18 protein-coding genes and 4 tRNA genes are annotated in these 18,715 nt (G+C 66.8%); 9 read left to right on the top strand and 13 right to left on the bottom strand.

Annotated features, from left to right (window positions below):
- Positions 1–49: 49 nt before the first annotated feature.
- Both NM203_RS12345 and NM203_RS12340 read right to left on the bottom strand, forming a co-directional pair.
- Positions 50–331, bottom strand: a complete 282-nt coding sequence (locus NM203_RS12345) for a WGxxGxxG family protein (protein ID WP_255060213.1) — start codon at positions 329–331, stop codon at positions 50–52.
- Positions 332–657: 326 nt separating this feature from the next.
- Positions 658–1,296, bottom strand: coding sequence for a GAF and ANTAR domain-containing protein (locus NM203_RS12340; RefSeq protein ID WP_255060212.1), 639 nt, complete (start codon positions 1,294–1,296; stop codon positions 658–660).
- Between the two features lie 432 nt (positions 1,297–1,728).
- Here NM203_RS12340 and NM203_RS12335 point away from each other — a divergent pair, with 432 nt between their 5' ends.
- On the top strand, positions 1,729–2,055 hold the full coding sequence (locus NM203_RS12335) for a hypothetical protein (protein WP_255060211.1): 327 nt from the start codon (positions 1,729–1,731) through the stop codon (positions 2,053–2,055).
- Positions 2,056–2,295: 240 nt separating this feature from the next.
- Here NM203_RS12335 and NM203_RS12330 read toward each other — a convergent pair.
- The 5 genes from NM203_RS12330 to NM203_RS12310 form a co-directional block, all read right to left on the bottom strand.
- Positions 2,296–2,370: transfer RNA gene (locus NM203_RS12330), tRNA-Val, on the bottom strand.
- Between the two features lie 11 nt (positions 2,371–2,381).
- A tRNA-Cys gene (locus NM203_RS12325) sits at positions 2,382–2,455 on the bottom strand.
- Positions 2,456–2,483: 28 nt separating this feature from the next.
- Positions 2,484–2,556: transfer RNA gene (locus NM203_RS12320), tRNA-Gly, on the bottom strand.
- 88 nt (positions 2,557–2,644) lie between these two features.
- A complete protein-coding gene (locus tag NM203_RS12315) occupies positions 2,645–3,085 on the bottom strand; it encodes a DUF6636 domain-containing protein (protein ID WP_255060210.1) in 441 nt (146 codons plus the stop codon).
- Positions 3,086–3,138: 53 nt separating this feature from the next.
- Positions 3,139–3,684, bottom strand: a complete 546-nt coding sequence (locus NM203_RS12310; protein ID WP_255060209.1) for a DUF6636 domain-containing protein — start codon at positions 3,682–3,684, stop codon at positions 3,139–3,141.
- Positions 3,685–3,770: 86 nt separating this feature from the next.
- Between NM203_RS12310 and NM203_RS12305 the strand changes: the two genes are divergently transcribed.
- The 4 genes from NM203_RS12305 (at position 3,771) to NM203_RS12290 (ending at position 6,550) form a co-directional block, all read left to right on the top strand.
- Positions 3,771–3,845 (top strand) — tRNA-Val (locus tag NM203_RS12305).
- Positions 3,846–4,538: 693 nt separating this feature from the next.
- On the top strand, positions 4,539–4,847 hold the full coding sequence (locus NM203_RS12300) for a hypothetical protein (RefSeq protein ID WP_255060208.1): 309 nt from the start codon (positions 4,539–4,541) through the stop codon (positions 4,845–4,847).
- 410 nt (positions 4,848–5,257) lie between these two features.
- The gene (locus NM203_RS12295; RefSeq protein ID WP_255060207.1) at positions 5,258–5,515 is read left to right on the top strand and encodes a CDGP domain-containing protein; all 258 of its coding nucleotides are present in this window, start codon (positions 5,258–5,260) and stop codon (positions 5,513–5,515) included.
- 48 nt (positions 5,516–5,563) lie between these two features.
- Complete coding sequence (locus NM203_RS12290) at positions 5,564–6,550, top strand: LLM class F420-dependent oxidoreductase (protein ID WP_255060206.1); 987 nt, start codon at positions 5,564–5,566, stop codon at positions 6,548–6,550.
- Here NM203_RS12290 and NM203_RS12285 read toward each other — a convergent pair.
- Both NM203_RS12285 and NM203_RS12280 read right to left on the bottom strand, forming a co-directional pair.
- The gene (locus NM203_RS12285; protein WP_255060205.1) at positions 6,547–7,932 is read right to left on the bottom strand and encodes an NtaA/DmoA family FMN-dependent monooxygenase; all 1,386 of its coding nucleotides are present in this window, start codon (positions 7,930–7,932) and stop codon (positions 6,547–6,549) included. The genes NM203_RS12290 and NM203_RS12285 overlap by 4 nt on opposite strands.
- A 13-nt stretch (positions 7,933–7,945) precedes the next feature.
- Complete coding sequence (locus tag NM203_RS12280) at positions 7,946–9,106, bottom strand: LLM class flavin-dependent oxidoreductase (protein ID WP_255060203.1); 1,161 nt, start codon at positions 9,104–9,106, stop codon at positions 7,946–7,948.
- Between the two features lie 257 nt (positions 9,107–9,363).
- On the opposite strand from NM203_RS12280, the gene NM203_RS12275 reads away from it, so the two are divergent.
- From NM203_RS12275 to NM203_RS12265, 3 genes are read left to right on the top strand one after another with little or no spacing between them, the layout of a single operon-like run.
- Positions 9,364–9,621 (top strand): WhiB family transcriptional regulator, encoded by a 258-nt coding sequence (locus NM203_RS12275; RefSeq protein WP_255060202.1) that lies wholly within the window; start codon positions 9,364–9,366, stop codon positions 9,619–9,621.
- 9 nt (positions 9,622–9,630) lie between these two features.
- A complete protein-coding gene (locus NM203_RS12270; RefSeq protein ID WP_255060201.1) occupies positions 9,631–10,389 on the top strand; it encodes a beta-phosphoglucomutase family hydrolase in 759 nt (252 codons plus the stop codon).
- A complete protein-coding gene (locus NM203_RS12265; RefSeq protein WP_255060200.1) occupies positions 10,386–12,746 on the top strand; it encodes a glycoside hydrolase family 65 protein in 2,361 nt (786 codons plus the stop codon). The genes NM203_RS12270 and NM203_RS12265 overlap by 4 nt, the downstream gene beginning before the upstream one ends.
- A 44-nt stretch (positions 12,747–12,790) precedes the next feature.
- On the opposite strand, the gene NM203_RS12260 is transcribed toward NM203_RS12265, so the two are convergent.
- The 4 genes from NM203_RS12260 to NM203_RS12245 form a co-directional block, all read right to left on the bottom strand.
- Positions 12,791–13,189, bottom strand: a complete 399-nt coding sequence (locus NM203_RS12260; RefSeq protein WP_255060199.1) for a MarR family winged helix-turn-helix transcriptional regulator — start codon at positions 13,187–13,189, stop codon at positions 12,791–12,793.
- Positions 13,190–13,310: 121 nt separating this feature from the next.
- Complete coding sequence (locus NM203_RS12255; protein WP_255060421.1) at positions 13,311–14,102, bottom strand: SigB/SigF/SigG family RNA polymerase sigma factor; 792 nt, start codon at positions 14,100–14,102, stop codon at positions 13,311–13,313.
- A 334-nt stretch (positions 14,103–14,436) separates the two neighbouring features.
- Positions 14,437–14,934: a DUF309 domain-containing protein gene (locus tag NM203_RS12250; RefSeq protein ID WP_255060198.1), complete on the bottom strand. Its 498-nt coding sequence runs from the start codon at positions 14,932–14,934 to the stop codon at positions 14,437–14,439.
- Positions 14,935–14,946: 12 nt separating this feature from the next.
- Complete coding sequence (locus NM203_RS12245) at positions 14,947–15,522, bottom strand: phosphodiesterase (RefSeq protein WP_255060197.1); 576 nt, start codon at positions 15,520–15,522, stop codon at positions 14,947–14,949.
- Positions 15,523–15,787: 265 nt separating this feature from the next.
- Here NM203_RS12245 and NM203_RS12240 point away from each other — a divergent pair, with 265 nt between their 5' ends.
- On the top strand, positions 15,788–18,652 hold the full coding sequence (locus tag NM203_RS12240) for an MMPL/RND family transporter (RefSeq protein ID WP_255060196.1): 2,865 nt from the start codon (positions 15,788–15,790) through the stop codon (positions 18,650–18,652).
- Positions 18,653–18,715: the final 63 nt, after the last annotated feature.

Here is an 18,715-nt window from a genome sequence, read left to right as displayed (position 1 = left end):
CATCGGCCCGTCACCGCGACGGTGACGGGCCGAGTGTGTCTGCTGCGGTTTAGACGCGGGGCTGCTGCGGGTTGCCGTAGCCGGGCGCCGCCGGGTTGCCCACGACTGCCTGGTCCTTGCGGCGCTTCAGGCCCGCGAGCCCGATCAAGCCCAGCAGGCCGGCGAGGCCCCACAGGCCGTTGTCGCCGTCATCGTCTGCGTCGGTGTCCGCCGCGAGCGTGACGGTGGTCGACGTCGACATCGGTGCGGTGGGTGTGGCGGCGGTGGCGACTCCAGCGCCGCCGAACAAGAGTGCTGCCGTGGTCAGGGTGACGCCCAGTGTCTTATGCATGTGTTGCTCCTGTGGGTAGTCGGCTGTCGCGAATGCGAGCCGGATTGCCGTAGGACCGGCGTCTTGAGTCCTTGGCTTGCTGCGACGAGCGGAATAGCGCGCCGCTTCGGTCTCATACCCGGTGCTAGACGTAAGAAACATGTAACGTTTACGTCGCCGAGGACGATGCGGAGTCATTTGCTAGGAGAAAGGATTGCTGCGGTCGGCCGCTGGCGCCCGAGAGATCGGCCGGGATGTGTCCGTCGGCGCAACCCAGCTTCCCGGTCCGAAATTCACTGCTGAAATCCCCGATGGACGTGATTCAGCGGAATGTCGAGTGGGACCCTTTAACGTCCATCATCGCCGGTTGCGGTGTCGATGACGTTCTTCGCGAGATCGACCAGTTTGGTGTTCGAATCCTGCGACAGCCTCGTCAATAGTGCGAAGGCCTGGACGGCGTCGATATGGAAGCGCTCCATGATGATGCCCTTGGCTTGACCGATGGCGTCGCGGCTGGCGATCGCGCGCTGCATTTGTTCGACGGCCTTCGAGCCGGCCATGGCGACGGCGGCGTGCTGGGCAAGGATCTCGCCGTAGAAGATGGAGTCCTCGTCGAAGACGGATGCCTTTTCGCCGTAGAGGTTGAGTGACCCCAGGTTGTCGTTGAGAACGAACAGCTGAAAGGACAGCGAGGTCCTTACTCCGAGTTTGAGCGCCGCCGCGGCGAATCTGGGCCAGCGAGTTTCCTGCGACATGTCGTCGATGTGGACGGTGTGACATTCACGCAGCGCCGTGATGCATGGCCCCTCATCGAGCTCGGACTGAAGTTCGTCGATTTTCGCGACGAGGGGATCCGTGGGGACGCGCGCCTGGATGACACGTCCTTGTATCAACGAGATCCCCGCCCAGCGCACACCCGGAACTATGGCTACGGCGCCAGCCGTAATTGTTCTCAGTACCGATTCGACGTCGAGCTTGCTTTCCATCGCGAGCGCGAGGTCTCCCAGCGACCGTGCTAAATCAGTCCGGCTTGGCGAAGGCAGCACGTGAGGTACCTCGATTCTGTTCGGTTCAGTGCCGCCATGTTCCCTTTGCAGCAAGGCTTACACACGAGTCCTTAAATGCGGTCATCCTGGCTCGAAGCGATGAGGACGAGCTTAGCCGCATGCCGGGCTGGTGCTCGCGCTTCAGAGTGGTCGGTGACCTTCGGCACGTGGCTTCCACGCCTGTCACCGCCGCCACCTGCGCGGTGGCGGCCGGGTCGGGAGGACCACGGCACTGTTTCGAACGGGCTACGACGGGCACTCCTGGCGAGGCCGATGCTGAAGCTAGCGGTATCGATCCCATTCCGGCGCGGCGTCATCCGCGACAGATCAATGCGATCGACGACCATTCAACGCAATACGAGGAGCTTCACAATGACCACCACCAATAGTCCCAGTCCAGTACATCGCACCGACGCGCCGAACACTCACGGCGCCCCGGCGAACGCGCAACCGAACCGCGTGGTCACCGCCCCCCGCGGTCGCGAGACGAAGGCCTCGTTCAAGACGACCGAGTTCATCGTCTTCATCGTGGCGACCATCGGTGTACTGATCGCTTCCTACCTGGTCCAGGACACCGACAGCCGAGGCGACTACTTCGTGGCCGACAAGGCATGGCTCTACGTCGTGATCCTGGCCGTCGGCTACATGGTCAGCCGCGGAATTGCGAAGGCGGGCAGCCGCCATCACGACGACGCCTAATCAGCGTGCTGCCGCCTTCTGAGCGGCCTCATCCGGACCTCTCGCCGCAGTGCGAGGGGTCCGGACCCGTTTGGGTGTCCTAATGCAGGGGTTCGAACGGAGGTCCATCGGCGCGCCCACACCGATCACAGGATGAACAAACGACGGGGAAGTTCGCTCTGAAGGGCGATGTTTCTGATCGGGCGATGTGGAGCAAGCCCTTGCCGGTGAGGAGGTTCACCGAAGCCGAGCGGCGAAACATGGTGCGCGATACTGGGATTGAACCAGTGACCTCTTCCGTGTCAGGGAAGCGCTCTCCCGCTGAGCTAATCGCGCCGGGTCCAACTTGGAGGTGGAGACGGGAATCGAACCCGTGTGCACGGCTTTGCAGGCCGTTGCCTCACCACTCGGCCACTCCACCGCTGGGGTTGATGCCACTTGCACCTTCGAGCGGATGACGGGATTCGAACCCGCGACCCTCACCTTGGCAAGGTGATGCGCTACCAACTGCGCTACATCCGCGTGCCACGGGCGAGATCGTCGCCCGTCGCGAAGAGAGACACTAGTCCACACGGGTGAGGCCACACAAATCCCTTGCGCACCGGGCACGTCAGTCCAAGTCGTAGCCCTCGCGGGCGAGGGTGAACTCGCCGCCGTACTGGGTGTCCCAGCACTGGATGCCGGACTCCTCGCTGGTGCACTCGATGACGCCCGAGACGATGGTGTCGCCGTAGGCGAGGGGCTTCCCGACGCCGAACGTGGTGTCGCCCGCGCAGACGAACTCAGCCTCCTGGCCGGTCGACAGGGTGATGCCCTGGCCGAAGCCGACGTTCTCGTTGCAGCTCGACGGGCGGGCCGGCGGGCTCCAGTCGCGCTCCTTGATGTCGCAGCGCACCGACCCGGGCTCTATGGCGCAGGAGATGTTGCCCGATGGCGAGGTGAAGTTCCCCGGACCGTTGACGTTGAAGGTCTCAGCGGAGGCGGCGCCCGGGAACAATGTGGCGACGATGGGCGTCGCAGCGGACAGGGCGATGAGGGCGAGGCGTTTCATGACTCTGACGCTACGAACCTCTGCTTGAGGCGTTCTTGGCGTGTTCTTGGCGACTAGAAGATCGTGTAGGTCTCACGTGCCACGGTGAAGCCGTGACCGCTGTCCGCGTCGCGGCAGGTGACTCCGGTCTCGGCGCTCTCACAGCTCAGTGATCCGACGGTGACCGACTGTCCGTACGCCAGCGGCGGCCCGGCATTCGCGGTGGTGTCCCCGGCGCAGACGACCTCCGCGGGCTCGCCGGCCGACATGCTGACGCCCTGGCCGTAGTCGAACTCGCAGTCCGCGGGGCGCGGCGGCAGGGTCCAGGCCTGCTCGGACACGTCGCATCGGACGTAGGTGTCGTCGAGCACGCAGCCGATGGCCCCGGTCGGGGAGGTGAACCCGACGAGATCCGCCAACTCCTCGTCGTCGGCTTCTGTCGTCGCGACCGTCTTCGGCGGACGGCTCGCTGACGCGGCGTCGCTCGTCGGCTCGTTCGGCGCGGTGGCCCGCGACATGGATGACTCCGACGGCGTTGCGGTGGCGGACTTCTCGTCACCGCAGCCCGCGAGCACCGACCCCGCGACGGCCAGCATCACGACGGCGCACCGGAGCGTCATGCGCGTCACCCTACCGGCGGGATTCCCGGCGGGACGCCGCACCGTGTTAATGTCTGTCGTTCATCGACGACGAGTCGATGCTCCCCGGTCTCGTAGCTCAGGGGGAGAGCGTCCGCCTCACACGCGGAAGGTCGCTGGTTCGATCCCAGCCGGGACCACCATCACGACGCGGGATTCCGCCGTCGTACGTCCGATTGCGTGGTCGCGCCCCCTAACTCGAAGGCCCCGACAGGCGATGCCGCCCACCGCTGAACGTGGTCGGCGTCCCGCCAATCGCCTGCCTTGGTCTTGGCCACGGCGGAAGCCGGAAAACCCTTCGCGTCGAGACTGAGCCGACCGCCGGAGGTCACGTGACCGCGCGCATGCACGCTCGTCACCAGCTTCCGGACCTGATCTGTCGGCGGGATGTCCCGGTGTGCGGCCGAGTCGTCCAGCGGACCGCTGCTGACCAGCCACACTTTCGCGTCACAGAGGGCGTCGGCGTTGTGTGCCTCCGCGTTTGGATCCGTGGACGACGAGTATCGGTGTCATCGCTAGCACCTGTCCTGTTGAGTCGGTTCACGTCCGGATCCCATCGTCGATCGGGACTCGGCCCGCCACTAGAGCCGATGGGCCCCAGCGTGCGCCCGCCGAGCGGACCTTCGGCTCGTCGAGATGCCGCGCCTTGGCGCCGACCTGCGGTTCACCTGCGCGACAGCGTGATTCGGTGGAATCGCTCCATTGCCGTTTGCGGAAGTGCCCGTGTGGCGAGGACCGACGGCGCGGCACTGAGTGACCTTCGGCCGCATCGCGCGGAGACACGCGTGATTAGCGTCGGCCACGCAAGTACCCGATATCGACTGAAGGACGAGACCATGACCAAGACTGTCGACACGAAGAACGGTGCGGCGTCGGAGACCGCGGCCCCGAAGGCGGCGGCATTGACCGAGGAGGTGCGTGAGTCGGCGAAGGCGGGACAGCACGCCGCACGCGAGGCGCTGCAGCAGTTCCGCCACACCATCGACGAGGTGATTCCCGATGCCGTTCAGCCGCTTCGCAACCGCATCGTCGAGGCCGCCATCGAACTGGCTGATCAGCTTGTCACCGCGCAGTTCAACTTCAACCGAAGCATCGTGCGGGCTGCCGACCACGCGTTGAGCTCGCCGAAAGACGACACTCACTGACGCCGTAGGCCGCGAGCCCGGTCGAGCGCACCCGGTGCGGTCGGCCGGGCTCAGTCGTTCGTGCTGGCGGCAGCGCCGCAAACTAGTTAGGACGTTGTCGAGAAGTGCGGAGCGGCGTTATTCTGGAGACGGTTCTGACAGTTCGCTGTGCGGCAGCGGCGCCGTGACCGGGGGTCTCGGCGATGTGCGGGGAGGTGGCGGTTGAACTTGGTTTTGCACTGTTGATCAGCTAAGAACTCGGGTTGGAGACTGACGTCCTGAGCGCTTGGCGGGGGCGTCGAGTCGGTGAGTGATTGCCGAAACAATCGCCACACATGTTTCAGATTGCACACCAGTCACTTGGGTAACGCAATCCCACAGCAAACCTCCACGCCGCCGAACGGACGGCATGCACTTCGAGGAGACGGACCATGAGAACTCTCGTCGCATTCGCGGTCGGCGCACTGGCCGCCAGCGGAATCGCACTGAGCACGGCCGCACCGGCGAGCGCCGGCTGCCAGGGCGGGTGGACGCCCTGGGGCGGTGGAACCACGTGCGACGGCGCCATCAACGGCGACGGCACCTTCCAGCGCTGCGTCACCAGCAGCGCGCTGGGCTTCGGCGGCACCAACTGCTTCCTGCTGAACATCAACGAGATGTCCAACCAGATGCCGTACGTCGGACCCTGATCTCCCGCTCCCGGTTTTCCGGCTCGCTATGCGGGTAACGCGAGCGTCATGACGCGATTCGGCTACACCCTGATGACGGAGCAGAACGGCCCGAAAGACCTCGTGCGCAACGCGGTTGCAGCGGAGCGTTCGGGTTTCGACTTCCAGGTCTGCAGCGACCACTTCTCGCCGTGGCTGTCGGCTCAAGGGCATGCGCCGCACGCGTGGACGACGCTCGGCGCGGTCGCGAACGCCACCGAGACCACTGAACTGATGACCTACGTCACCTGTCCGACGATGCGGTACCACCCCGCGATCGTGGCGCAGCAGGCCGCGACCCTGCAGATCCTCGCCGAGGGTCGTTTCACGCTCGGCCTCGGCAGCGGCGAGAACCTCAACGAGCACGTGGTGGGTCAGGGCTGGCCGACGATCGGTCGCAGGCAGGACATGCTGCGTGAGGCCATCCAGATCATCCGCGAACTGTTCACCGGGGACCTCGTCGACTGGCAGGGTGACTACTTCCAAGTCGACTCCGCCCGCCTGTGGGATCTCCCCGACACTCCGGTGGCCATCGCCACCGCCGTGTCGGGCGATCGATCGGTGGAGGTCTTCGCGCCGCTGTCGGACCATCTGATCGCCGTCGAACCGAAGGCGGACGTCGTCGACGGCTGGCACGAAGCCAGGCGGGGCACCGGGCTTGCGGCGGACTCCAGGGTCATCGGCCAGATCCCGATCTGCTGGGACCGCGACCGGGACGTCGCCGTCGACCGCGCGCACGACCAGTTCCGCTGGTTCGCCGGCGGGTGGGCGGTGAACGCCGACCTGCCGACGACGGCCGGGTTCGCCGGGGCGACGCAGTTCGTCCGCCCCGAGGACACCGCCGAGTCGATTCCGTGCGGCCCGGATCTCGACGCGATCGTCAAGGCGGTCAGCGCATATTGGGAAGCCGGCTTCACCGACATCGCGCTGGTCCAGGTGGGTGGCGACCACCAGGACTCGTTCTTCGAGGAGGCCGCCGCACCGCTGCTGGACAAGCTGCGCGCCGCCGCGCCCTAGGCGCGGGCCCCGGTCCCACTCGCGCGGGCCGGCGCACCGAGGCCGAGATGATCGCGCAGTGTCACGCCGGAGTACTCCGTGCGGAACACGCCGCGCTCCTGCAGAAGGGGCACCACCTGGTCGACGAACGGATCCAGGCCGCCCGGCGTGACGTGCGGAACCAGGATGAAGCCGTCGCTGGCGTCGGCCTGCACGAGGTGGTTGATCTCCTCGGCGACGGTGTTCGGTGATCCGATGAAGTTCTGCCGCCCCGTCACCTCGATGATGACTTCGCGGGTCGTGAGGTCGTCGGCCTCGGCACGCGCGCGCCACTCGTTCGCGACGGCGACGGGATCGCGGTGCATCCGCACGCTGGCCCTGCCGCGCGCGATCGTGTTCTCGCCGACGATCGGATCGACTGACGGCAGCGGGCCATCCGGGTCGTGGTCGGACAGGTCGCGGTTCCACAACTGCTCGAGGAACTTGATCGCGGTCTGCGGCGACACCTGCGCGAGGCGCACCTCGTGGGCGAGGTCCGCCGCCTCGGCATCCGTGTCGCCGAGCACGAAGGTCGCGGCGGGAAGGATGAGCAGTTGGTCGGAGCGACGGCCGTACCTGGCCAGCCGCGCCTTGACGTCGCGGTAGAACTCCTGGCCCTCGGCGAGCGTACCGTGCCGGGAGAAGATCGCGTCGGCCTCGGCGGCGGCGAACTCGCGGCCGCGGTCGGAGTCACCCGCCTGGAAGATCACCGGTCGGCCCTGCGGGCTGCGCGGCACGTTGAACCGGCCGCTGATGTCGAAATGCGGGTCGTGGACGGCGAACTCGCCGGCGGAGGGGTCGGAGAGGAACCGCCCGGTGTCCTTGTCGGCCACGATCTCGTCGCCGCGCCACGAGTCGAACAGCGTGTGCGCCGCGCGTAGGAAGCTCTCGGCGCGCTCGTAGCGTTCGTCTTCGGCGAGGAAGCCGCCGCGCCGGAAGTTCTCGCCGGTGAACGCGTCCCACGAGGTGACGACGTTCCACGCCGCACGCCCGCCGGACAGATGGTCGAGGGAGGCGAACTGCCTTGCCACCTCGTACGGCTCGTTGAACGTCGAGTTGATGGTGCCCGTCAGTCCCAGGCGTTCGGTGACGGCGGCCAGTGCGGCCAGCACGGTGAAGGTATCGGGTCGGCCGACGACGTCGAGGTCGTAGATCAACCCGTTCTGCTCACGCAGCCGCAGACCCTCGGCGAGGAACATGAAGTCGAACCTGCCCCGTTCCGCGGTCCTGGCGAAGTGGACGAACGACCCGAAGTCGATGTGGCTGCCCGACGCCGGGTCGCTCCACACCGTCGTGTTGTTGACGCCGGGGAAGTGTGCGGCGAGATGAATGTCCTTCAGCGGCTTGCCAGCCGGTTGGCTCATCGGGTCTCCTCGCTTAGGTCGTGGCGTAGCGGTTGGCGGGACGGGACAGTCCGAGGCGCTCGCGCAGCGTCGACTCGGCGTACCCGGAGCGGAAGAGGCCACGACGCTGCAACTCCGGAACGAGGCCCCTGGTGATCCGGAGCAGGTCGCGGGGGATGGTGGCGGGCCGCAGCCTGAAACCGGTGATCCCGGCGGCGCTCCACTCCTGCAGCAGATCCGCGAGCTGAGCCGGGGTGCCGACGAACGAGGCGGCGTCGCTGCGGAATTCGGCCCCGGCCCACTCGTCGAGCCGGGCGCGGCGGTCCTGCGCCTCCCGGTCGCCGTCGGCGAGGAAGACCACCAGATCCACGAACACGCGCACCGCGTCGAGGTCGGCGGGGCGGTGCTGTGCGATCCGGTCGACCAGGCCACCGGTGTCCGAGGGGGACTGCGGGGTCACGAACCCCACATCGGCACTGCCGGCGATGAGCTCGAATGCCTCGGGCACGTGCCCGAGCGCAGCGATGACGGGCTGGCCCTGCGGGGGGCGCGGCGTGATGGACGGGCCGCGCACGGAGAACTGCGCCCCCTCGAAGTCGATGTAGTGCAGTTTCTCCCGATCGATGAAACGGCCGGTCGCGGCGTCGCGGATCTCCGCGTCGTCCTCCCAGCTGTCCCAGAGTCGCCGCAGCACCTCGGCGTAGTCGGCGGCTTCGGCCAGTAGGTCGGCGCCGGACAAGGCCGTCACGTCCCGGCGTCCGAAGTGCGCTGCGATGTCGGGTCGGGCCGACACCTGCAAGCGAACCCCCGCCCGGCCGGTGCTGACGTAGTCCAGCGTCGCAATGGCCTTCGACGCGTGAAACGGCTCGGTGTGCGTCGCGACCACCGTCGGAACCAACCCGATGTGCCTGGTCAGCGGGGCGACGCGCGACGCGATGAGCACCGCGTCCAGCCTGCCGCGCACCCGATCGGTCCGCTCGTCCGCGTGCTTCAGGCTGTCGGACTGCGGTCCCAGCCCGTCTTCGACGGTGACGAAGTCCAACAGGCCGGCCTCGGCTTCGGTCACCACGTCGGCCCAGTACCCGGGGGTGGTGAGCTCGATCGGGCGGGCGTCGGCGTCGCGCCACGACGCCGGGTGCCACCCGGTGCCGTCGAGCGCAACGGCCAGGGCGAGGTGTTCGGACGGTCCTACCACGGAGGGCATCCCTTTCGTCTGCGGTCCTAGCGGCAACGTCCCGCCCCGCGCCGGTGATTCCGGCTCACCGCTCCACCACCGCACAGTTTGCCCGCACACCTTCCCTGTGTGAACCCGAACCCGCAGGTGACGACGGTGTTTCGGTACGCTCGAGCGGCGGTGACGGGTCGATCCGACGCTGGACTCACGGCGAGCCGATCTCTGGTCCGGGCCCGAATCGCCGACGACAGTGAGTCGAGAGCGAAAGGGGTGAGGTGGTGCGACCGTTGGCAGACGACTGGACCTGGCAGGTGCGCGGCAGCTGCCGGCAGATGGCGCCCGAGGTGTTCTTCCCCGAGGACTCGGGGCGCTCGGGCCTGCTGGCCCGAGAGGAGCGCGCCAAGCGGGTGTGCCGTGAGTGCCCGGTGGTCGCCTCGTGCCGCGACCACGCGCTGAGCGTGGGGGAGACGCACGGCGTGTGGGGGGCGATGTCGGCGCGTGACCGCGTGAGGTTGCGATCCGGGCGAACCGGGTAAACCCGCGCCGTGACTGGTCGAGCAGCCGCTGGCGCACTGGGACTGCCCGACGACGTACGTGCCTGCCTTTTCGACCTCGACGGGGTGCTCACCGACACCGCGAGCGTTCACAAGCACGCGTGGAAGTCGATGTTCGACGAGTTCCTCCGCGATCGTGACGGCGACGGTTTCACACCTTTCGACATCGACGCCGATTACCTCACCTACGTCGACGGGAAGCCCCGTGACGACGGCGTGCGCAGCTTCCTGGCCAGCCGGAACATCACCCTGCCCGACGGTTCCGCCGCCGACGACGGCGATCGGGTGACCGTCAACGGGCTCGCCAACCGGAAGAACGAGGCGTTTCAGAAGCATCTGAGCACCGACGGCGTGCGGGTTTTCGAGGGCTCTCGCCGTTACCTGGAGGCGGTCGTCGACGCGGGTCTCGCGGTGGCGGTCGTCTCGTCGAGTGCCAACACCCGGCAGGTGTTGGAGCTCACGGGTCTCGCGCGGTACGTCCAAGCCAGGGTCGACGGCGTGACGATCCGCGAGGAGAAGCTCAAGGGCAAGCCGGCGCCCGATTCCTATCTCCGCGGCGCCGACCTGCTGGGTGTGCCGCCTTCGCAGTGCGCGGTATTCGAGGACGCGATATCCGGGGTGCGGGCCGGTGCCGCCGGGGATTTCGGGGCGGTGGTCGGGGTGGATCGGCTCGGTCACGCAGATGCGTTGCGCGACAACGGCGCCGACATCGTCGTCACCGATCTCGCCGACCTGCTGGCGACCCGATGATCAACGAGGGTACGTTTCCCGTCGAGCCGTGGCACATCCGGGAAACTCGACTGGAACTCGACATTCTCGCCCAGAGCGAGTCGGTGTTCGCGTTGTCGAACGGGCACGTGGGCCTGCGGGGCAATCTCGACGAGGGCGAACCGCACGGCCTGCCGGGCACCTACCTCAACTCGTTCTTCGAACTTCGCCCCCTTCCGTACGCGGAGGCCGGCTACGGCTATCCCGAAGAGGGCCAGTCGATCATCGACGTGACGAACGGCAAGATCCTGCGGTTGCTCGTCGACGACGAACCCTTCGACGTCCGCTACGGCGAACTCCTGAAGCACAAGCGGGTCCTCGACATGCGTGCCGGCACGCTCACCCGCGACGCGACCTGGCGGTCACCCGCGGGCAAGAAGGTCGCCGTACGTTCGACCCGCATGGTATCGCTGTCTCACCGCAGCGTCGCGGCGATCGAGTACGTGGTCGAGGCACTCGACGAATTCAGCCGCGTCACCGTGCAATCCGAGCTCGTCGCCAACGAGGACCAGCCGAAGCCGTCGGCCGACCCGCGGGTGGCGGCGCTGCTGAACAATCCGCTGGAGGCCGTCGCCCACGAACACGACGAGAACCGGGCCATGCTCATCCACCGCACCCGCGCGAGCGATCTGATGATGGCCGCCGCCATGGATCACGTCGTCGAGGTGCCGGGACGGGTGGAGGTGACGACCGAGTCGGGGGAGGACCTCGCCCGCACGACGGTGATCTGCGGGCTGCGACCGGGTCAGAGGTTGCGCATCGTGAAGTACCTGGCCTACGGCTGGTCGAGCCTGCGCTCGCGGCCCGCACTGCGCGATCAGGTGGCCGGAGCCATCGCGGGTGCCCGCTACACGGGATGGGACGGACTGCTCGACGCGCAGCGCGAATACCTGGACGAGTACTGGGATTCCGCCGACGTCGAGGTGGAGGGCGACCCGCACATCCAGCAGGCCGTCCGGTTCGGACTGTTCCACGTACTGCAGGCGAGCGCCCGCGCCGAGCGGAGGGCCATCGCCGGTAAGGGGCTGACGGGCACGGGTTACGACGGGCACGCCTTCTGGGACACCGAGGGCTACGTGCTACCCGTGCTGACCTACACCGCGCCGGATGCCGCTGCGGACGCGTTGCGCTGGCGCGCATCGACTCTGGATCTCGCTGAGGAACGGGCGCGGGAGTTGGACATGGCGGGGGCGGCGTTCCCCTGGCGCACCATTCGCGGGCAGGAGTGCTCGGCCTACTGGCCCGCGGGAACCGCGGCCTGGCATGTCAACGCCGACATCGCCATGGCGTTCGAGCGGTACCGGATCGTGACCGGTGATCACGGCATCGAGGAGGAGTGCGGCCTCAAGGTGTTGGTCGGGACCGCACGGCTGTGGCACTCCCTCGGCCACCACGATCGCCACGGCGCATGGCATATCGACGGTGTCACAGGGCCCGACGAGTACACGGCCGTCGTCAACGACAACGTCTTCACCAACATGATGGCGGCGCGCAACATGCTGATCGCCGCGCAGGCGTGCGAACGCCATCCCGACGCGGCGACGGACCTCGCGGTCACCACCGAGGAGACGGCCGCGTGGCGGGATGCCGCTGCGGCCGTTCACATTCCGTACGACGAGGAACTCGGTGTGCACCAGCAGTGCGACGGCTTCACCGGTCTGCGTGAATGGGACTTCACCGACGACACCGAGTACCCGCTACTGCTACACGAGCCCTACGTGCGACTGTATCCGTCGCAGGTGATCAAGCAGGCCGACCTGGTCCTCGCCATGCACTGGCTGGGGCATCAGTTCACCCGCGAACAGAAGGCGCGCAACGTCGACTACTACGAGCGCCGAACGACACGGGACTCCTCGCTGTCGGCCTGTACGCAGGCGGTGTTGTGTGCGGAAGTCGGCCATCTCGAACTCGCGCACGACTACACCTCCGAGGCGGCGCTCATCGACCTGCGCGACCTCCACCACAACACCCGCGATGGCCTGCATATGGCGTCCCTGGCTGGAGCGTGGACCGCGCTGGTGGCGGGATTCGGCGGGCTTCGCGACGACGACGGCGTGCTCGCCTTCGACCCGCAGCTGCCCGACGGGATCACGTCGCTGCGGTTTCGGCTGCGCTGGAGGGGTTTTCGGGTCACCGTGGATGTCCGTCGGGACGCGGCGATCTACACGCTGCGCGATGGGCCCGACGGTCGGCTGCCGATCAGACACGCGGGCGACACCGCGGAGTTGACCACGCACGGGCCCGTCTCGCTGGCGATCGTGCCGAGGGTGCCGCTTCTTCCGCCTCCGCCGCAGCCGCACGGCCGCGCGCCGCTGCGGTCCACGTCGTCGGCCCGCTGATCAGTCTCGGCTGGACTGATCGGTGTCCTCGATGAGATGGCAGATCACGCGTTCGGGGTGGCGAGGTCGTCGACCGGCACGTCGGAGAGAGCGCTTCGGTTGCGTCGCTCGATCGCGCTGAAGAACTCGCCCGTGGTGCGGTCGCCTAGGGCGGTGTGGCGCAACACGACCTTTCTGCGGTCGGTGGGGTCGGCGTCGCGCCTGACGTAGCCCGTGCCGACCAACCGGTCCACGACGTACGTCGCCGCGCCGGCGGACATGTTCAGCAGGCTGCGCAGGCCTCCCGCGGCAAGCGGCGCCCTGTCCAATTCGGATTCCGAGATGTGGATCAGCGCTCGGAAATCGGTACTCGACAGCCCGTTCTGCGCGGCGTACTGCTGAGCCAGCCGTTCCCGCTCGGCCACCAGCCTGCGAACGCAGTGCGACAGGTGAGCGACCGTCACCCGGCGAGGATCGATGTCCTGCGTCCCGTTCACCGCAACGCCTCCCTCCGACGCTTGGTGGCAGGCGTACCCCGGCCAACGGTCGAGTAACCTCGAACGCCCGGTCTGTTCGCAGGCGGGTTTACTCCAGTTCCTCCCGGAGCTTGTCCAGCGTCCGGCTGAGAATCCGCGAGACCTGCATCTGCGAGGTGCCGATCTGGGCGGCGATCTGACTCTGCGTCTTCGACTCGAAGAAGCGCAGATACAGCACGGTGCGCTCCATCTCCGGCAGCGCTTCCAGCAGGGGCCTAACCGCGGTGCGGTCCAGGACGCGGTCGATTCCGTCGTCGGTGTGCCCGACGGTGTCGGCGACCATGCGCGGCGACTGATCACCGGATTCCACGGGTGCGTCGATGGACCGCAGCTGGTACGCGTCGGCGGCAACCAGGCATTCGACCACCAGTTCGTGCTCGACTCCGAGGCTGGCCGCGAGTTCGCCCGCGGTGGGCGCCCGACCCAGATCCTGGGTCAAATACACCCGCGCTCGTCCGATCTGGACGTGCAGATCTCGGATGCGCCGGGGGACGTGCATGGTCCAGCCGTGGTCGCGGAAGTACCGCCGAACCTCGCCCATCATGGTCGGAATCGCGAATGCGACGAAGTTGGTGCCCTTCTCCGCGTCGTAACGGTCGATCGCGTTGATCAACCCGAGGCGAGCCACCTGAGTCAGGTCCTCGAGCGATTCGCCGCGATTGTTGAAGTGACGTGCGACGTGGTCGGCCATCGGAAGGCAACGCGCGGCGATGCGGTCACGCGCCCTGCGGTATTCGTGTGACTCCGCGGGGAGCCTCCGCATGGCGACGAACATGGCTGGCACGTCCTCGTATTCGTCGCCGTAACGAGTCGGGGTCTTCACTGGTGCATCGGCAAGCATGGTCATATCGATCACGACCCTGCGATTACTGCGGAATGTTGTGGTGTGTAAGGGGTTTCCATGTTGTGGACGCCGCCTCTCAGGCACGCGTCGCCGCGTGCCACTGATCGACTGTGGGGCGCCGGAGCGATGTGCTTCCGACAGCCCGCATCGATGTCGTCCAGTCACTACGGCTGGTGGGGTGATCGACGCTGCGTTGCTTGCAGAAGACGTCGGCCCGATTGCCGGTGACTGGCTGGCCCGCTTCTGACCTAAACGGTGAAAGTCCCGAGGACTTGCAAGTGACTGTACCCCGTCACGGCACCGTTTGTCTCGTCAGTTAGTGAACAGATTGTCAGTTAGTGAACGGTTTGTCGTTTGGCTTGCCGCGGGTGAGTCGCGGCGCGAGCGCGGTGGCGGTGGGATCACCGCCGGCTTCCAGTTGGTCGGCCAGCGTGCGGGCGTACGCGGCCAGAGCGACGCCGTCGACGTCGTGCAGTGCCGGGCGGTCGATGGTCTCGGCCGCGCGACGCAGCAGTGCGATTGCGCCGGAACGATTCTCACGCTGCGCGTGGGTGATCCCGACGGCGAGTTGTGCCAGCGCCCGCCACATCCAGCGGTCGGCGGCCGCGCTGGACTTCCATATGGACTCGAACACCTCGTGAGCGTGAAACGCTCGGCCCCGGTTCAGCAGGTCCTGCGCCGTGATCAGCGCCTGCTCGGGGGTGTACGTGACGTCTTCGGAGATACGCGGCACGCCGATCGACCCTCGTGGCAGCGGGCGACCCAGTTCGTCGCGCGGCCGGGCGTTGAGGGCTCGTCCGGCAGCGTCGCGCTCGCGAGAATCGGTCATCTGCCGTTCACGCTAGCCGTTCGCGGCATCCCGAGGGTCCGGCGGCCGCAGGTCGGCGAGCCGGTGGTGGTCCACCTCGTCGTCCCGCGTGATCACCTGATGGATGTCGTGCAGTGTCAGCCAGGCGAGCGGCCGGAAATCCTGCCCGCTGGGCGCCTGGGTGAGCGCGAACTCGACCCCGTCGCGCCGAAGCGCATCCGCGATTCCGCCGAGCGACAGACCGGCAACGGGGATGGGGGTGGCGCATCGTGCGCGCACCCACCACCGCCCACCTCCGTGCTGGAAGGGCGTGAGGCTCGAGAAGTCGGCGGCGTGCCAATCGTTCGCCGGACGTGGCCCGCGGCGTTCCCACTTGCCCGACCCTCCGGATGAGGCCATCAGAAGGTCCCAGGGCTCGCCGCTGATGGTGGGGAGTCGCAGCGCCAGCCCGGCGATGTCGCGAGTGCCGCCCGGAAGCGCAAGACCCTTGGAGATCCGCGCGACGACCGGTCCACTGCGTACCGGAAGTCCGTCATCCGCCTCGGAGCGGTCAACCCGTCCGATAGCCAAGACCCCGGTGGCGTACGGGGTGAGCTTCGCCAGCCTCATGAATGCGGGGTTGCCCCGCTGCGAGGTTGCTGAAACGGCTCGATCGGACGCCGTCGGGTCCGGCGCTCTCCTCGCTTCGCGGCCGACAGCCCCCGAATGTCAGGTACCGCGATAATGCTGTGAACTGCCTGAACGTCTCCTGGACGCGACGTTTCGAGTCGCTGACGCAATCATCCGCCGCGTTGACATCAGTCAGTTTGACAGGCTAGATATATGCCAATCGTGGCGGTCGGTGTCACGCGCGGGAGTCGGGGGTGAACGTCGGATGAGCGGGACCGCGCAGGAGCCGACGAAGATCGCCCGCTTCATCAGAGTGATGGCGCTGCCGATCGTGCTGCTGTGGCTCGCGTTGACGGTCGTCTCCAATATCGCGGTACCCCAGCTCGAAGAGGTCGGCAAGGCGCACGCGGTCTCGATGAACGCCCACGACGCGCCTGCGTTCATGGCGATGCAGCGGATCGGCGAGACGTTCGACGAATTCGACTCCGACAGCAACGCGATGATCATCCTCGAGGGCGACGAGCCACTCGGGGCGGAGGCGCACAGGTACTACGACGGTCTCGTCGCGAAACTGCGGGACGACCCACACGTCCAGCACGTCGCCGACTTCTGGGGCGATCCGCTGACCGCGGCGGGCGCGCAGAGCAACGACGGGAAGTCGGCCTACGTCCAGGTGTACCTGGCCGGCAACATGGGCGAGACGACGTCAGTGGCCTCCGTCGACGCGGTGAAGGCCATCATCGACTCCACCCCGGCACCGCCCGGCATCAAAACCTTCCTCACCGGCGGCGCACCGATGTCGGCCGACCAGAACCACGCCGGCGACAAGGGCGTGGTCAAGGTCACGGTGATCACACTCGTCGTCATCGCCGTGATGTTGATCTTCGTCTACCGCTCGCTGGTGACGATGGTCCTCATCCTGCTGATGGTGTTCATGGAACTCGGTGCCGCCAGGGGCATCGTGGCGTTCCTCGCCGACACCGACGTAATCGGGCTCTCCACGTTCGCCGTGAACCTGCTGACGCTCATCGTCATCGCCGCGGGTACCGACTACGCGATATTCCTCATCGGTCGGTATCAGGAGGCGCGTGGAGAGGGCGAGGATCGGGAAACCGCGTACTACACGATGTTCCACGGCACCGCGCACGTCGTGCTCGGGTCGGGTCTCACCATCGCGGGCGCCATGCTGTGCCTCAGCTTCACCCGGCTGCCCTGGTTCCAGACCATGGGCGTGCCGTGCGCGGTCGGCGTGCTGGTCGCCGTCATCGCGGCGATGACGCTCGGGCCTGCAGTCGTCGTGCTCGGCAGCCGCTTCGGTCTGTTCGAGCCGAAACGCAAGATCAACTCGCGGGGGTGGCGCCGGCTCGGCGTCTTCGTCGTGAGGTGGCCGGGGCCGATCCTGGTCGCGTCGTTCGCACTGGCGCTGATCGGCCTGCTGGCGCTGCCGGGCTACAAGGTCGACTACGACAGCAGACACTTCCTGCCTGAGGACATGCCGTCCAGCCAGGGCTACGCGGCCGCCGAGCGACACTTCGACACCGCCCGGATGAATCCCGAACTGATGATGGTGGAGAGCGATCACGATCTGCGGAACTCCGCCGACTTCCTGGTGATCGACAAGATCGCGAAGGCGATCTTCAAGGTGCCCGGCATCGCGCGCGTGCAGACCATCACCCGGCCCGAAGGCAAGCCGCTCGAGCACGCCACCATTCCGTTCATGCTGAGCATGCAGGGCACCACCCAGGACCTGAACCGCAAGTACAACCAGGACCGGATGGCCGACATGCTGGTCCAGGCCGACGAGATGCAGAAGACCGTCGACACTCTGACGAAGATGTCGGCGCTCACCGCGCAGATGGCCGACGTCACGCACGAGATGGTCGCGAAGATCAAGAACATGACGGTCGACATCGCCGAAGTCCGGGACAACATCGCGAATTTCGACGATTTCTTCCGGCCCATCCGCAACTACTTCTACTGGGAACCGCACTGCTACGACATCCCCGGCTGCTGGGCGCTGCGGTCGATCTTCGACACCCTGGACGGCATCAACACGCTGACCGACGACATTCAGGAATTGACGCCCGAACTGGAGAAGCTGGACACGCTGCTCCCACAGCTCGTCGCGCTGCTGCCGTCGCAGATCCAGACCATGAAGAACATGCAGCAGATGATGCTGACGATGTACCAGACGCAGAAGGGGCAGCAGGATCAGCAGGCGGCGGCGTCGGAGAACCAGTCCGCCATGGGCGAGGCGTTCGACAACGCGCGCAACGACGACACGTTCTATCTTCCGCCGGAGATCTTCGACAACAAGGACTTTCAGCGCGGTATCAAGAACTTCATCTCACCCGACGGGAAGTCGGTGCGGTTCATCATCAGCCACGACGGTGATCCCGCGACGAACGAGGGCATCGAGCGCATCCCCGCCATCAAGCTCGCCGCGAAGGAGGCCATCAAGGGCACGCCGCTCGAGGGGTCGACGATCTGGCTCGGCGGCACGGCGGCGACCTATAAGGACATGCGCGACGGGTCCAACTACGACCTGTTGATCGCGGCGATCTCGGCTGCCGCACTGATCTTCGTCATCATGCTCGTCATCACGCGTTCCGTTGTCGCATCCGCGGTGATCGTGGGCACCGTACTGCTCTCGCTCGGAACGTCGTTCGGACTGTCGGTGCTGCTGTGGCAGTACATCCTCGGTATCCAGCTGCACTGGATCGTCCTGGTGATGTCCGTGATCCTGCTGCTGGCCGTCGGTTCGGACTACAACCTGCTGCTGGTGTCCCGGTTCATCGAGGAACGCCACCGCGGATTGAAAACCGGCATCATCCGGTCGATGGCCGGGTCCGGCTCCGTGGTGACCTCGGCGGGCCTGGTGTTCGCGGCGACGATGGCGTCCTTCGTCTTCGGCGACCTGCTCAGCATCGCCCAGGTGGGTAGCACCATCGCCCTCGGTCTGCTGTTCGACACGTTGATCGTGCGGTCGTTCATGACGCCGTCGATCGCGGCTCTCCTCGGCAGGTGGTTCTGGTGGCCGCAGATCGTGCGGACCAGAGTCGCCAACGGCTGGCCGAAGCCGAAACCGCCTGCCACTGAGGAGAACACCGCGCCGATCACGACGGTCTGACGCTTACCAGGTGACCGGCAGCTCGTCGATCCCGTAGATCTCCTGCTCGTTCTGGAAGCGCAA

The organism is Mycolicibacterium arenosum, assembly GCF_024320865.1.
In the GTDB taxonomy this organism is placed as follows: Bacteria; Actinomycetota; Actinomycetes; order Mycobacteriales; family Mycobacteriaceae; genus Mycobacterium; species Mycobacterium arenosum.
Note: the sequence above shows the minus strand (reverse complement) of the source record. Positions and strands in the feature narration are given on the sequence as shown.